Below are 14,601 nucleotides of genomic sequence, written 5' to 3'. Positions count from 1 at the left end.
GACCGCTACGGCCCCAGGCCGTGCATCGTTTCGCATCGAACCTCCCGAGCTCTCATGACCCCCGAACGATTCCAGGCCTTCGCCGCCCAAGGCTACAACCGCGTCCCGCTGGCGCGGCGCGTCCTCGCCGACCTCGACACCCCTTTGAGCGCCTATCTCAAGCTCGCCGATGGGCCGTATTCCTACCTGTTCGAATCCGTCCACGGCGGCGAGCAGTGGGGCCGCTATTCCATCATCGGCCTGCCCTGCCGGACCTGCATCGAAGTCCGCGGCCATGAGGTCATCGTGCTGAGGGATGGCGCCCGCGCCGAGACCCTGACGGTCGAAAACCCGCTGGCATGGATCAAGGCTTTCGGCAGCCGTTTCAAGGTCCCGGACCTCGAAGGTCTGCCGCGCTTCACCGGGGGCCTGGTCGGCTATTTCGGCTACGAGACCATGGGCTACATCGAGCCGCGCCTGGCCAAGACCAAACCGGACCCGATCGGCTCGCCCGATATCCTGTTGATGGTGTCGGAAGAAGTGCTGGTGTTCGACAAACTCACCGGCAAGCTGCTGGTCGTCGTCCACGCCGATCCCAACGAAGCCGGCGCCTACGCCAAGGCCCAGACCCGGCTGGACGAGCTGGTGCGTGAACTGCGCAGCCGCCAGCTCCCGCCCGCGCCGCCGCGCTCACCGCGCACGGTGGACGAGGCCGATTTCATCTCCGGCTTCACGCGGGAAGGCTTCGAGGACGCGGTGCGGCGGGTCAAGGAGTACATCGTCGAGGGCGACGTGATGCAGGTGGTGCTGTCGCAGCGGCTGAGCATTCCCTACGCCGCCTCGCCCCTGGACCTCTACCGCGCCCTGCGCTGCCTCAACCCCTCGCCTTACATGTACCAGCTCAACCTGGGGGATTTCCACGTGGTCGGCTCGTCGCCGGAAATCCTGGTGCGGCTGGAGGACGGCACCGTGACGGTCCGCCCCATCGCCGGCACCCGCCGCCGCGGCCGCAGCCCCGAAGAGGATCAGGCGCTGGAGCGGGAGCTCCTGGCCGACCCCAAGGAACTCGCCGAGCATCTGATGCTGATCGACCTGGGCCGCAACGACACCGGCCGGATTTCCGAGACCGGCAGCGTGCGGCTCACCGAGAAGATGGTGGTGGAGCGCTATTCCCACGTCATGCACATCGTCTCCAACGTGACCGGCAAACTCCAGGCCGGCAAGGACGCCTACGACGTACTGGCGGCGACCTTCCCCGCCGGCACCGTCAGCGGGGCACCGAAGATCCGGGCCATGGAGATCATCGCCGAGCTGGAGCCGGTGAAACGTGGGGTCTATTCCGGCGCGGTGGGCTACATCGGCTGGTCCGGCAACATGGACACGGCGATCGCCATCCGCACCGCCGTCATCAAGGACGGGCGGCTCCACATCCAGGCCGGCGCCGGCGTCGTCTACGACTCGGTACCGCGCAGCGAGTGGGAGGAAACGATGAACAAGGCACGGGCCATTTTCCGGGCGGTCGCCCTGGCCGAAGCCGGCGTCGAAGGAGGCGAGAACGCATGAGCACCCGCGTCCTGATGATCGACAACTACGATTCGTTCACCTACAACCTGGTGCAGTATCTGGCCGAACTGGGCGCGGACGTCCAGGTGGTGCGGAACGACCAGATCGCGGCGGAAGAAATCGAGCGTCTCCATCCCGACAAGATCGTGATTTCGCCCGGCCCCTGCACGCCGAAGGAGGCCGGCATCTCGGTGGAGACGATCCACCGCTACGCCGGACGCTATCCCATCCTCGGGGTCTGCCTCGGCCACCAGAGCATCGGCCATGCCTTCGGCGGCAACATCGTCCATGCCAAGCGCATCATGCACGGCAAGGTGTCGATGGTGCGCCACCGCGACGTCGGCGTGTTCCACGGCCTGAGCAACCCGTTCCAGGCCACCCGCTACCATTCGCTGGTGATCGAGCAATCCACCCTGCCCGAGTGCCTGGAAGTCACCGCCTGGACCGAGGACGACAACGGTGGTATGGAGGAAATCATGGGCGTGCGCCACAAGACCCTGGACGTCGAAGGCGTCCAGTTCCACCCCGAATCGATCATGACCGAGCAGGGCCACGACCTGCTCCGCAACTTCCTGCACCGGTAGGCGCCCATGGAAATCCCCGAAGTCCTGGAAACCCTGCTGGCCGGCAAGGACCTGAGCCCCAGCGCGATGCGCGAGACGATGCGCAAGATCATGAGCGGCGGTGCGACCCCGGCCCAGATCGGGGCTTTCCTGATCGCACTCCGTTGCAAGGGCGAGACCGTCGAGGAGGTGGCCGCCGCGGCCCAGGTGCTGCGGGAAATGGCGACCAAGGTTCCGGTATCGGGCCCCCATCTGCTCGACACCTGCGGCACCGGCGGCGACGCCAGCAAGACCTTCAACATCTCCACCACCGCGGCCTTCGTGGTCGCGGCGGCGGGCGGACGGGTCGCCAAGCACGGCAGCCGCTCGGTGTCCGGCCGCTCGGGCAGTGCCGACGTGCTGGAGGCCGCCGGCATCAACATCGAGCTCACCCCGGACCAGGTCAAGACCTGCATCGAAACGCTCGGCGTCGGCTTTCTGTTCGCCCAGCGCCACCACGGTGCGATGAAATACGCCATCGGGCCACGCCGGGAACTCGGCGTCCGCACCCTGTTCAACCTCTTGGGCCCCCTGACCAACCCTGCCGGCGCGCCGAACCAGCTGGTCGGCGTGTACACCGACCCATGGGTGGAAGGCCTCGCGCGGGTGCTGCAGCAATTGGGCAGCTCACACGTCCTGGTCGTGCATGCCGAGGACGGGCTGGACGAAATCAGCATCGCCGCGCCCACCCATGTCGCCGAGCTGAAGAACGGCCTGATCACCAACTATTACGTACGGCCGGAGCAGTTCGGCTTCAGGCGCGCCGCCTTGAGCGAACTCGCCATCGACACCGTCGCCGCCAGCCTGAAGATGATGCGGGGCGTGCTGGACAACGTGCCGGGCCCCGCCCGCGACATCGTCGCCCTGAACGCCGGCGCCGCCATCTATGCCGCCGACCTGACCGACTCGCTGGAAGCCGGCATCCGCCGTGCCGAGGCCGTCATCGCCGACGGCTCGGCCCGCGCCAAGCTCGAAGCGCTGGCCGCCCTTTCCCGCCAATTCGCCGCGAGCTGAACGCCATGAGCGACACCCCCGACATCCTGAAAAAGATCCTGGCGCGCAAGGTCGAGGAGATCGCAGACCGAACGAAGGTGCTGCCGCTGTCCGGAATGCGCGCGAAGGCCGAACAGGCCGATCCGGTGCGCGGCTTCGTCCGCTCCCTTCGGGCCAAGATCGAAGCCGGACAGGCCGGGGTGATCGCCGAAATCAAGAAGGCCTCGCCCAGCAAGGGGGTGATCCGGGAGGATTTCCAGCCCGAAGCGATCGCCCGCAGCTACGCCGCGGGCGGCGCAGCCTGTTTGTCGGTGCTGACCGACCGGGACTTCTTCCAGGGCAGCGAGGGCTATCTACAGCAGGCCCGCGCCGCCTGCGCCCTGCCGGTGCTGCGTAAGGACTTCATCATCGACCCTTACCAGGTCTACGAGGCGCGGGCGATCGGCGCAGACTGCATCCTGCTCATCGCCGCCGCGCTGGACGACGCGCGTATGCGCGATCTGGCCCGGCTCGCCACCTCGCTCGGCATGGATGTGCTGGTGGAAGTGCACGACCGGAGCGAACTGGAACGCTCGCTGCCGCTGGAGCTGCCGCTCATCGGCATCAACAACCGGAACCTGCGCACCTTCGACGTCAGCCTCCAGACCACGCTGGACCTGCTGCCGCTGATTCCGGAAGGCCGCACGGTGGTCACCGAAAGCGGCATCCTGGCGCCGCCGGACGTCGCCCTGATGCGCAGTCACGGGGTCCACGCCTTCCTGGTCGGCGAGGCCTTCATGCGCGCGTCCGAGCCCGGCGTCGAGCTACAACGGCTATTCGCTTAGCCCCCCTCACCCCGAACTTTCCGGCCATCGAAGAGGGCTCGCCATGCATGTCACCGTTTCGGAAATCCTCGAACGCTTCCAGCCGGAAGGGCTGATCACGGACCACATCGGCCCTGACGCCGTGATTACCCGGGTCGCGCCGATCGAAGACTGCGCCCCCGGCGACCTGGTGTTCATCGACAAGCCCAAATACGTCGGCGACGTACTCCAGCGCAAACCGGCCGCCGTCCTCACCACCCCGGCCATCGCCGCCGAATTCGGCGAATCGCCGGCACTGGCCGTCCTGATCGCGCCCAACGTCCGCCTCGCCATTGCGCTGATCAAGCAAGCCTACGCCGACCGCGACGTGCGCGACACCGAATGGCCACGCATTCATCCTTCCGCCGTGATCCACGCCAGCGTGGAAGTGCCCGCCGATGCCATCATCGGCCCCGGCGTGGTCATCGGCGCCGATGTCGTGCTGGGCCGCGGCGTGGTGTTGATGGCCAACGTGGTGATCGAGCGCGGCGCCCGGATCGGCGCGGAAACCGTGCTGCATCCCGGCGTAACCGTCTGCATCGACTGCGAAATCGGCGCCGGCTGCATCCTCAAACCCGGCTGCGTGATCGGCTCGGAAGGCTTCGGGTTCGCCCAGGACGCCCAGCGCCGCAACTACCGCATTCCGCACACCGGCAAGGTCATCATCGAAGACCGCGTGGTGATCGGCGCCAATACCACCATCGACCGCGCCACCTACGGCGCGACCGTCGTCCGCAGCGGCACCATCATCGACGCGCTGGTGCACCTGGGCCATAACGTCGAGATCGGCGAGGACTGCATCCTTTGCGCCCATACCGGGCTGTCCGGCTCCACCCGCTTCGGCAAGCGCGTCATCGCCACCGGCCAGACCGGCACCATCGACCATATCACCGTCGCCGACGACAGCGTGCTGCTGCACCGCGCCGGCCTCAACACCAGCATCAAACAGCCCGGCATGTATGCCGGCGGCCCCGCCCAGCCCTTGCAGCAATACCTCAAGAACATGGCGGTGATGCCGCGCCTGCACGAAATCTGGACCCGGTTGAAGAAGCTGGAAAAAACCGTCGCCCAACTCGGTTCCGCCGAATAAAAAAATCCCCGCCGCAGAGGACGGGGATTGGCTCCGGAAGTTTTCCCCGCGGAACGGTCGACTGGCCGCTCCGAAGGATCACGCACATCAAGCCGGATTTACGGCTTGGAGATCGTGATGTTGACCCAGCAGCCCTTGGCCGGCACTTCCCAGACTTCGCCGGTGGTGGTGAGCTTGCCGTCCGCGTCGACGCTCCAGTCGTCCACTTCCAGGACGTTGGCGACGTACAGCATGTAATAGCCCGTCTTCGGCAGGGTGATGGACTTGGTGAACGCCCCGGCGGTGCCGTCGTTCAGGGCCAGCCCTTTGAACGCCGTGGGGTGCATGATGAGCTTCTTCGATGCCACGTACTTGTCGGCATCGTAGCCGGAGTCGACGTAGTACATGGTGTAGCTGTCCGGCTTCATGGGATAGAGCTCGGTATCCACGCCCGCGGGTGCGGTATGGTCGGCCTTGGGCGGCAAGCCCTGCAGGGTCCAGTCGGCGTGCTGAACGATCACGTGGCCGATAACGGTGTCGGAGTCGGCGGGCAGCGCGGTCTGGCCCTCGTCGAGATCCTGGGTGCCGGCCCAGAACAGCGGACCGCCCTCGGGCCGCCAGAACAGGATGAAGCCCGGATGGGCGCCTTTCAGGCTGGCTTCCTGCGCATCACGCTGTACGCTGAGGGTGATCTTGTCGCCGGCCTTGCCGTTGAAGAACGACCACTTGCCGGTATGGGTCCAGCCGCGCCAGATGTCCTGACCATCACTGACCGGCGTGATGGTGTCGTCGTTCCACTTGGTGCCGGTGGTCGGATCGTAGTACGAGGTCTTGCCGATCGCCAGCGAGTAGCTCTTGTTGTAACCGGAGAAATCACGCGGCGGCCCGTAGATGGGCGTTCCCGGCCCCGGCGGCGAAGCGATCTTGAAGTTGATGACCGGGCTGGAGTAGGTGCCCGGATTCTTGAAGGTCTCGACGACTTCCGCCACGCCGGAGTCGCGCCCGTCGCAGTTGGAATCCACGCCGTCCAGCGTCGCTTCGGCGGCGCCCGGATGGATGGTGGGCGCGAAGTCGTTGCAATCGACGTCGGCCGTGGAGCCGTCGCCGTCCCGGTCCAGCGTGTCCAGGCCCGCGGAGTTCGCTGTGCCTTTCAAGGCGATCTTGGACAGCATGGTGCCGTTCTTGGTCGTGGCCTTCGCCTGGCCGGTGACCGGAACGTTGAAGTAGCCGTGCAGACTGCCGATCGCGATGTCGACCGGGAATTGCGGCAGATTGATGCTGGTGTTCTGGTCCTTGTACAGCCGGGCCAAGGCCGGCTCGCCGGTCCATTTCAGCTTGAGCATGATGGCCTTGGCGTTCCAGGTGAATTTGAGCGTACCGCCGCCGGGCACGTTGATCACCGCCCTGCCGCCCTTGGCGCCGAACTTCTTCTTGGTGGCGTCGCCCAGGGTACCCGTTGCCAGGGTCTGGCCCTGCACGACGGCCGACCAGGTCGTGTCCGGGGTGATGTCACCCATGCCGACGTGTTCGTTGAATTCGAAGCGTCCGTCCAGCACCAGCAGCTCGGTGCCCACTTCCTGACCCTTCTTGAGCTTTTCCGAATAGGCTTCCGAATAGCTCAGGTGGGCGACCGCGGTGACGTCGTGAGTGCCTCCGTGGGCGGCTGCGAGTTGCGGCACGACGGCGATGAGGCCGGCGGCCAGTAAGGAGTAGCAATGCTTTTCGTTCATGGTGTCTCTCATATGGTGTTGCAACGATCCTCAAGATATCAAGGCGTACCCTCGGATCCCTCGATGCTTCCCTGCAGGGCCTGAATCGGCCCCAGCCCCTGGGCGGTGCGGCCTTTCCTGCCCACCGCCGGGATTTCCAGAAATTCGTCGTCGGCCAAGCCGTCCCCGTCGGCATCGCTGACGGACCGATGGTCGCCGGCGTGGCCGTTCGGCACCCGGAGCGCCGGATGGTCGAAAGGCGCCGCCTCGTCCCGCACCCGCTCGTCGGTGAGCGACTTGAGGAAGGCGACGATGTCGTCCTTCGGACCTTGCTCGTTGCCGATGATGTCGCTCAACGTGGGCATCTCGACCGCCTTGTCGCGGCTGGCGTAGTTGCCGACCCTGATATAGAAGTCGATGACCTGATTCAGGGTGAGAACGGAACCGTTGTGGAAATACGGCGCCGTCAGCTCCACGTTGCGCAGCGTGGGAATCTTGAACGTACCCTGGACACCCGCCCGCAGCAGGCTGCTGCTCCCGGCCTCGGCCTTGGCCACTTCCGCGGCGGCCGCCGCCGGGGTCGGGATCATGGCCAGCTTGGACAGAACACAGCCCTCGCTGCCCAGCGGATCGGGCTGCAGCTGGTCATCCGGGAAGCCGTACGGATCGGACTTCGATTTCTTCACGAATGGCACGGTGAACAGGCACGGCCGGACCTTGAGTTCGTCGAAAACGCCGCCGCCGTTCCCCACCAGCTCCGCCAGATACTGCTGGGCAAACGACAGCGGCTGCGAGGGATTGCTTGCGCTGTTGTTCCCCAGCCCCGGATCGAACGAATAATGGGTGACGCCGGTGTTGACGAAACCCACGTCCATCAGCCGCGTATTGCCCAGCGGATCGTTGGTGCGGTCTACCAGGGTATAGCCGTTCGGGTTGACCTTGACTGCCTTGCCATTCACCAGCCTCACGATCTCCGGGCTGACCGCCGTCGATGCCAGCGGTCCAGTGTGGCAGATGATGCAGTGGGCATTGATGAAATGCTGTAGGCCCCGGAGCTGGGCCGCGGTCATGGCCTGCGGGGCATCGATCAGATAGTCGGAATTGGGACAGCCCGTCACTGGCTGCAGTTCATGGCCGTCGAAACAGACCCGGACCTTGTCGGAATCCACGGGCGCCTGGTCGGAGATCAAGGTGCGCATGTAGGCCTGCACCGCGACGCCGAAATACAGGGCGAAATTGGCTTCCATCTGGGTATACGGCTCGGAGGACCCGGCCGGCGTGCCGAAGATCGCCCGGTTCTTGCGGGGCGCCTTGCCCGCCCAGTATTTGCTGCGGAAAGCCTTCTTGATCAGCTCGGCGTAGGTCTGCGTCAGACCTTGGCCTTGCGCGGAGCGGAATCCGGCGAGCACGCCGTCTTCGGCATGGACCTCCTGCCGCTCCAGTGCCCGGCGCTGCAGGAGTTTGCGGCCGACGTCCGGGAAGGTACGGCCGTTGCAGGACATTTCCTGGTTGTTGACAGGCGGCCCCACGGCCTGGGAGGCGAGCGAGGAGTTCTCCAGCCGGAACGGCTTTTTCTTCGGCTTGCCGTTCACCACGACCCAGACGCCGGCACCGGTATCGCGGAGCCCGTCGCCGTTGACGCCGTTGAACACGCTGTTGGCCCGGCCGTCCCAGAACTGGCGGTGAAACAATGCCGCATTGATGACGGTCGGCGTATTGCGCGGCTCGACCTGCCGGGTGCGAATGCCACCGACGTGATAGACGCCGTCGTGCCCGGCCCGGTCGCAGTCGTCCAGCGCATCCCCGGTCCTGTGCACGGCTCGGAATTCGCCCGCATAAGTGCCGGAAGACGACATGACGTTGTCGGTTTCCGCCGTGAAGCCGGAATCGTTGTCGTTGGGATCGGCGAAGCGGACGAAGGGAAAATCGTCGGCGGTAAGGTCGTAGTTCGGCCCGCCGGCGCCGCCGGAAGCCATAGGCTTGAACCCCGCAGCCAGCGTCGGATACAGGGGATTGCCGCCGGCATCGGTCAAATGCCGCTTGCCGCCCGGATTCAGCGCGTTTTTCGTCCGTACGTCCGCGCCTGCGTGGAAATGGCAGCTCGCACAGGCCATGCCGTCGCTGCCGACGTTCATGTCCCAGAACAGCGCCTTGCCGAGCACCAGCAGCGCCTTTTCGTTCTTCACGACCTTGCCGAGGCCCGGAATGGGCGGCGGCTGGACGTTCTTCAGGGAAAAGGGGAAAACCAGCGCCCCGTGCGCGGACGCGGCCGGGGGGTAGATGGCGGCAGCCAGGAGGAGGGTGAGCAGGGTTGCCGACCCGATGGCCAGAAGCCTCGAGGAAACGGAGCGCATGGGACGATGGCGGAAAAGTTTGAACATGCCTCGCTCTAAGGCAAATTCGATACCATCTCAAAAAAATATTCATAAACAGCACGTTAAATTGGATCGGCTAGAAAACGGAGGGACCGATTGCGGAATTTCACACAATTACCGCGTCATCTTGCTCAGCAGGCACTTGCCCCCGTGCCGAGCCGCCCCAGGCGGACCGGAGAAGGCACAGGATTCTCGGCATTCAAGGAGTGAGTCTCCGTCGTCCGGATTCACCGGCCCGGACACCCGCGCGGCCGCGGGCACCGCGCCGATGATCTGGCCTGTCCAACAAGGGATGACGTCCTTGCCGCCGCAACGCCCGCGCATCCCAACCCCCAGCGCGACTCGGCGGGATCGTAGTGCCCCCCCGGGATGTGGCCGCCAGCGGTAGGGATCGAAAAGAAGGTCCCGATCAGTCCGGCCTCGCTAGAGTCGTCCAAAGGCGATCCAGTGCCGGTCACTGATGACCGAGACCCGGCAGGAACCCAGCCCCGCGTGCTCCAGCTGCGCCTTCACTTCGTCCGGGCGGTAGGCTGCGAGCAGGGAATTGCGGAAATCCCGCTGCAATACGGACGGAGCATCGGCCGCATGGCGCCGTACGAGCTCGTCGAGGCGTGCCGGCGTATCGGGCCGCAACAGGTCCATCACGAACAAGGCCGCGCCCGGCCGCCCGTGGCGTTTCGCGGTCTCCCACAGAACCGCCGGCACCGCCAGATGATGCAACAGTGAATTGGAGATGACGGCGTCGTAGTCCCGGCCGGGCAGCTCGGCGCCGGGGAGGTAACCGTGAATCAGCCGGACACGGTCTTGCAGGTGTGCGGCGCCCACCGCGCGCTCCGCCAGCGCCAGCATCGCCGGGGCTCCGTCCACGCCGTCGAGCCGGCAGGCGGGGTGGGCCCTGGCGAACCGCACCAGCACGTCGGCTGGCCCGCAGCCGAGGTCGAGGCAAACGCCGGAACCCGGCTCGCCGGGAAAGCATTCGGTGAACAGGGCGACGAAACGGTCGTGCGCTTCGGAAAAATCCGCTTGCGCATAAGCCAATGCCTGCGCTTCGTCGTCCATCAGTTCGGGTTCCGGCTTTCGATCCATGAGGGCTCCTGTGCGTCTGGCCGCAGTTTGGACGATGTCTTATTCTTGCGCTCCCTGCTGAAGATTTACCATGTTGACCGAAACCTTCAAGCGCTTGGTGCCGGAGACTCCGGCCTTCGTCTACGACCAGACCGCCATCGACCGGACCCTCTCGACCTTTGAAGAAGCGGCCGCAGGGTCCGGCCCCCGTCTGCTTTATTCGGTCAAGTCGTTCCCATTCCTGCCGCTGTTGCGGCGGATCGCGCCACGCGTCGACGGCCTCTCGGCCAGCTCGCTGTTCGAGGCGAGGCTCTGCGCCGAGGCACTGGCGGGGCGGGGCGGTCTGCACATCACGACGCCGGGATTTCGGCCCGGCGAGATCGATGAAATCGGCAGGCTCTGCGATTTCGTGAGTTTCAACTCGCTGGAACAGTTCGACCGCTGGTCGGCCCGAATGGAAGGCACGGCCAGCGTGGGACTGCGTGTGAATCCCCAGCTGTCCTTCGCCCCCGATCCCCGTTATGACCCCTGCCGCCCGCATTCGAAACTCGGAGTTCCCCTCGACCGGCTGGTACCGGCCGAAGTCGGGCGGCTGGAACGGCTGGAAGGCATTCATTTCCATACCGTCTTCGACTGCGCAAGTTTCGAGCCCCTCGCCGAAATCCTGGCCAAGCTGGAAAACAAGCTGGGGGAACGTCTGAAACGGCTGCGGTGGCTGAACTTGGGCGGCGGTTACCGGCTGGAAGGAGACCTGGGACGGCTGGCCGGCTTTTCCACCCGGCTGCAGCGCGATTATGGCCTGGAGGTCTATTTCGAGCCGGGCAAAGCGGTGATCGGGTCCGCCGGCTATCTGGTCGCCAGCGTCATCGACGTGTTCAACAGCGGCGGAAAGACGGTGGCCGTCCTGGACAGCAGCATCAACCACCATCCGGAAGTGTTCGAATACCAGCGCAGCCCGCGCCTGGCCGAGGTCTGCGAGGAAGGGAGGGAAACGGCGATCCTGGCCGGCGGCACCTGCCTGGCCGGGGACCTGTTCGGCGAGTACGCCCTCCCGACGCGCCCCCGGATCGGGGACCGCCTGGTTTTCGAGGATGTCGGAGCCTACACCCTGGTCAAGGCCAACCGCTTCAACGGCCACAACCTCCCCTCGATCTACCGTTGGGACGGGGAAGCATTGCACCTCGAACAAAGCTACGGCTACGAAGACTACCGGAGGCAGTGGGGGGGCGAGCCCGCCGCTCAGTAAAAGTCCACCGGGTCGACGTCCAGCGACCAGCGCACGCGCCGCTCCGGCGTTTCCTGCAGCCGCGCCAGGGCATCGGTCAAAACGGCGTGCAGCTCCTCGCGCCGGGCGCTCTTGAGCCAGAGCTGGGCCCGGTAACGCCCCGCCTGACGCGGCATCGGCGCGGGCGCCGGCCCGAGCCAATGCACAGCGCCATTCTTTCCATCGGCCTCTTCGCGCAGGCGCGCGAGGAAGTCCATCGACAGCGCGAGCTCCTTCGACTCCGCCCGCCACAGGGCCTGATAGCCGAAGGGCGGCAGGCAGGCCGACTCGCGCTCGGCGAGTTCGGCGGCGGCGAAGCCGGGATAGCCGTCGCGCAGCAGCCGCTGAAGCAAGGGATGATCCGGATGCCGGGTCTGGAGCAGCACCGTGCCGGGCTTTCCGCCCCGCCCGGCACGTCCGGCCACCTGCACGATCAACTGGGCGGTATGCTCCGCCGCACGGAAATCGGTGCTGTAGAATCCGGCGTCCACGTCGAGTATCCCGACCAGGGTCACGCCAGGAAAGTGATGTCCCTTGGCCAGCATCTGGGTCCCCAGCAGGATCCCCACTTCGCCCTGCTGCACACGCTCCAGCATCCGCTCCAGACTGCGGCGACCGCGGGTGCTGTCGCGGTCGATCCGCGCCACGCCGACCTCGGGGAACAGCCGCCGTAAAGCCTCGTCGACCCTTTCGGTACCGACCCCCAAGGGCCGCAGGTCCTCCTGGCCGCAGGACGGACAGCACCCCGGCAGGCCATGCTCGGCGGCGCAGTGATGGCAGCGCAGCCGGCTTTCCCTGGCATGCAGCACCAGGTTGGCGTCGCAGCGCCTGCATCGCGCGACCCAGCCGCAGCCGTGACAAACCAATGCCGGAGCGAAACCGCGGCGGTTGAGGAACAGCAGTACCTGATCACCCGCCGCCAGGGTATCGCGCATCGCCGCGATCAGCCCTTCCGACAAGCCGTCCTGCAAACGGCGCGCGCGGATGTCGAGCACACGGTAGCGCGGAGCGACCGCGGCGCCGGCCCGCGCCGGCAAAACCAGCCGAACGTAGCGCCCTCGCTGAACATTGCGGATCGACTCCAGCGAAGGCGTAGCAGATCCCGCGACCAGAGGAATGTCCGCCATGCGGGCGCGCATCACGGCCACGTCCCGCGCCGAAAAACGGAATCCCTCCTGCTGCTTGAACGAGCGATCGTGTTCCTCGTCCAGGACGATGACTCCCGGCCACCGCATCGGGGCGAACACCGCGGAACGGGTGCCGAGCAGCACCCCGACCTCCCCCTTCTGAAAACCCAGCCAGGCGGCGGCGCGTTCGGTTTCGCTCAAGCCGGAATGGAACACGGCCAGCGGCGCCTCGATGCGCTCGCGCAACCTCCGCTCCAGCTGCGGCGTGAGGCTGATCTCGGGCACCAGGACCAGCGCCTGCTCGCCGCGAGTGATGACCCGCCGGATCACCTCGATATAGACCTCGGTCTTGCCGCTCCCGGTCACTCCCTCGAGCAGGAAGACGCCGTACCGGCCGAGATTCTGAGATATCTCGTCGACGGCGCCAAGCTGGGCCGGGTTGAGCTGCAGAGGCGGCCCGGCAACGGCGGGAATCCGGCGGTCCTGCAAATCCACCCACTCCGCCCAACCGCGCTCGACCAGACGCCGGGCGGCATCCCGCACCGTCCGGCCCGAACCCGCCAGTTCCGCCAGACGCGATGCCGGCAGCGGCCGTTCCCGACCACGCAAGACTTCGAACAGCCTGCGCTGAACCGGCGCGCGCCTGAACGTCGCCGGATCCAGGGCGGCGCCGGCCGGCGTGAGGACCAGTCCGCTCGGGCGGGCCAGCTCAGCGCCCCCCCCTTCCCGTAGATGCACCGGAAACGCCGACTGGATGACCTCGCCGAGCGGATGATGGTAGTAGCGCGCGGCCCATCGCAGCAGCTTCAGGTCGGTCTCGGACAGCAGCGGCGCTGCGTCCAGCACCGCCGCCGCCGGGCGCAGACGCTCGACCTCGCAACCGGGCGTTTCCACAACCGCGATGAGATAACCCACGCGGATGCGGTTGCCGAAGGGAACGCTCAACCGGACGCCAGGGAGCAAACTTTCGAGGGGGACGCCCGCCGGCGCGAGATAGTCGAAACAGCGGTAAGCCGGGATGGGAACGGCGACTCTGACGACTGTCTCCATACGCCCTTCCGTCATGATCCGCCGTTAGGCTTGCAACCGGCCATGGTTCACGACCGAAACGGACTTATCCACAAATCCTGTGGATAAGTCTGTGCAAGGGAGCCGGGATAAGCCCGCGAGCCCGCAATTTTTCTGGGGTGATGTCAACCTGTCGAGGTCTTGGCCAGCCGGGCACAGCCATCGCAAAAACAAAGGGTTGGATGAATCCCGAGCGAGCTTGCGCGGGCGATCGGCCAGGCGATTTCAACTTCACCGGGCATTTCTGTACACTGTGCATAAGTCGTTGCAGAAACACCCTGATCAGGACCCGATTTGTCAAGATTCATGAACAATTTTTGAAAGCACCAGAGTCGCAGGAGAAGCCATGCACCACCGCCACCTTCAGGTACTGCGCACGGACGCCTCGGGAATGCCTCTCGAATGGATAGGCTACCAGGAAGCCGCCAAGCTCTACTATCTGGAACAGGTCGCCTACGGCTGCGGCAGCATCCTCTTCCGGCTGCGCGGTGGCATCAACGCCAAGACGGGGCAGCGCAGCCGCATCGAGGTGAATTCGATCGTGGCGACCTTCGGCCATGCCAACAGCGGCTACAAGATCGACATGGGCTACGTGCCGCCGCTCAACAATGCCGCCCTGTTCCGGCGCGACGGCCACATCTGTCTCTATTGCGGCAATCTGTTCCGCCACAGCGAGCTGTCCCGCGACCACATCCAGCCCACCAGTCGCGGCGGTTCGGACACCTGGAACAACGTGGTGACCGCCTGCAAACGCTGCAACAACCACAAAGCGGGGAGAACGCCGGAGGAGGCGAAGATGCAGCTGCTCGCCATCCCCTTCACGCCGACCCATGCCGAATACATCTACCTGCAGGGCCGCCGGGTACTCGCCGACCAGATGGAGTTCCTCAAGGCGCATTTCCCCCGCAAGAGCCCGCTGCACCAACGGCTGAGCTGAAACCGCCC

11 protein-coding genes are annotated in these 14,601 nt (G+C 65.8%); 7 read left to right on the top strand and 4 right to left on the bottom strand.

Going from position 1 to position 14,601, the window contains the following annotated elements:
* Positions 1-54: 54 nt before the first annotated feature.
* From trpE to lpxD, 5 genes are read left to right on the top strand one after another with little or no spacing between them, the layout of a single operon-like run.
* Entirely contained in the window at positions 55-1,542 is a 1,488-nt protein-coding gene (gene trpE, locus ACSHWJ_RS08920; RefSeq protein WP_218798265.1) for an anthranilate synthase component I, read from the top strand.
* A complete protein-coding gene (locus tag ACSHWJ_RS08915; RefSeq protein ID WP_010961800.1) occupies positions 1,539-2,126 on the top strand; it encodes an anthranilate synthase component II in 588 nt (195 codons plus the stop codon). The genes trpE and ACSHWJ_RS08915 overlap by 4 nt, the downstream gene beginning before the upstream one ends.
* A gap of 6 nt (positions 2,127-2,132) precedes the next feature.
* On the top strand, positions 2,133-3,158 hold the full coding sequence (gene trpD, locus ACSHWJ_RS08910; RefSeq protein WP_017366233.1) for an anthranilate phosphoribosyltransferase: 1,026 nt from the start codon (positions 2,133-2,135) through the stop codon (positions 3,156-3,158).
* Positions 3,159-3,163: 5 nt separating this feature from the next.
* Complete coding sequence (trpC, locus tag ACSHWJ_RS08905) at positions 3,164-3,961, top strand: indole-3-glycerol phosphate synthase TrpC (RefSeq protein WP_432539700.1); 798 nt, start codon at positions 3,164-3,166, stop codon at positions 3,959-3,961.
* A 43-nt stretch (positions 3,962-4,004) separates the two neighbouring features.
* A complete protein-coding gene (gene lpxD / locus ACSHWJ_RS08900; protein ID WP_432539701.1) occupies positions 4,005-5,069 on the top strand; it encodes a UDP-3-O-(3-hydroxymyristoyl)glucosamine N-acyltransferase in 1,065 nt (354 codons plus the stop codon).
* A 98-nt stretch (positions 5,070-5,167) separates the two neighbouring features.
* Here lpxD and mopE read toward each other — a convergent pair whose 3' ends face one another.
* From mopE to ACSHWJ_RS08885, 3 genes are all read right to left on the bottom strand, one after another.
* Entirely contained in the window at positions 5,168-6,778 is a 1,611-nt protein-coding gene (gene mopE, locus ACSHWJ_RS08895) for a copper-binding surface/secreted protein MopE (protein ID WP_256996543.1), read from the bottom strand.
* 38 nt (positions 6,779-6,816) lie between these two features.
* Entirely contained in the window at positions 6,817-9,138 is a 2,322-nt protein-coding gene (locus ACSHWJ_RS08890; protein WP_432539702.1) for a cytochrome-c peroxidase, read from the bottom strand.
* Between the two features lie 417 nt (positions 9,139-9,555).
* A complete protein-coding gene (locus ACSHWJ_RS08885) occupies positions 9,556-10,218 on the bottom strand; it encodes a class I SAM-dependent methyltransferase (protein WP_432539703.1) in 663 nt (220 codons plus the stop codon).
* A gap of 70 nt (positions 10,219-10,288) precedes the next feature.
* Here ACSHWJ_RS08885 and ACSHWJ_RS08880 point away from each other — a divergent pair, with 70 nt between their 5' ends.
* Positions 10,289-11,443, top strand: a complete 1,155-nt coding sequence (locus tag ACSHWJ_RS08880) for a carboxynorspermidine decarboxylase (RefSeq protein WP_041361323.1) — start codon at positions 10,289-10,291, stop codon at positions 11,441-11,443.
* Here the strand turns inward: ACSHWJ_RS08880 and ACSHWJ_RS08875 are convergent.
* On the bottom strand, positions 11,437-13,638 hold the full coding sequence (locus tag ACSHWJ_RS08875) for a primosomal protein N' (protein WP_010961809.1): 2,202 nt from the start codon (positions 13,636-13,638) through the stop codon (positions 11,437-11,439). The two genes, ACSHWJ_RS08880 and ACSHWJ_RS08875, sit on opposite strands and share 7 nt — an antisense overlap.
* A gap of 364 nt (positions 13,639-14,002) precedes the next feature.
* Between ACSHWJ_RS08875 and ACSHWJ_RS08870 the strand changes: the two genes are divergently transcribed.
* Positions 14,003-14,593 carry an HNH endonuclease gene (locus ACSHWJ_RS08870; RefSeq protein ID WP_218800564.1) on the top strand — a complete coding sequence of 197 codons (591 nt, stop codon included), beginning with the start codon at positions 14,003-14,005 and terminating at the stop codon, positions 14,591-14,593.
* The last annotated feature ends 8 nt before the right edge of the window (positions 14,594-14,601 follow it).

Origin of the sequence: Methylococcus sp. S1M, from assembly GCF_051295855.1 — a bacterium.
GTDB classification, from domain to species: domain Bacteria; phylum Pseudomonadota; class Gammaproteobacteria; order Methylococcales; family Methylococcaceae; genus Methylococcus; species Methylococcus capsulatus.
Note: the sequence above shows the minus strand (reverse complement) of the source record. Positions and strands in the feature narration are given on the sequence as shown.

Bases quoted from the DNA above. Each gene is read 5' to 3' on its own strand.
- trpE (WP_218798265.1), top strand. From the start codon at position 55: ATGACCCCCGAACGATTCCAGGCCTTCGCCGCCCAAGGCTACAACCGC.
- ACSHWJ_RS08915 (WP_010961800.1), top strand. From the start codon at position 1,539: ATGAGCACCCGCGTCCTGATGATCGACAACTACGATTCGTTCACCTAC.
- trpD (WP_017366233.1), top strand. From the start codon at position 2,133: ATGGAAATCCCCGAAGTCCTGGAAACCCTGCTGGCCGGCAAGGACCTG.
- trpC (WP_432539700.1), top strand. From the start codon at position 3,164: ATGAGCGACACCCCCGACATCCTGAAAAAGATCCTGGCGCGCAAGGTC.
- lpxD (WP_432539701.1), top strand. From the start codon at position 4,005: ATGCATGTCACCGTTTCGGAAATCCTCGAACGCTTCCAGCCGGAAGGG.
- mopE (WP_256996543.1), bottom strand. From the start codon at position 6,778: ATGAACGAAAAGCATTGCTACTCCTTACTGGCCGCCGGCCTCATCGCC.
- ACSHWJ_RS08890 (WP_432539702.1), bottom strand. From the start codon at position 9,138: ATGTTCAAACTTTTCCGCCATCGTCCCATGCGCTCCGTTTCCTCGAGG.
- ACSHWJ_RS08885 (WP_432539703.1), bottom strand. From the start codon at position 10,218: ATGGATCGAAAGCCGGAACCCGAACTGATGGACGACGAAGCGCAGGCA.
- ACSHWJ_RS08880 (WP_041361323.1), top strand. From the start codon at position 10,289: ATGTTGACCGAAACCTTCAAGCGCTTGGTGCCGGAGACTCCGGCCTTC.
- ACSHWJ_RS08875 (WP_010961809.1), bottom strand. From the start codon at position 13,638: ATGGAGACAGTCGTCAGAGTCGCCGTTCCCATCCCGGCTTACCGCTGT.
- ACSHWJ_RS08870 (WP_218800564.1), top strand. From the start codon at position 14,003: ATGCACCACCGCCACCTTCAGGTACTGCGCACGGACGCCTCGGGAATG.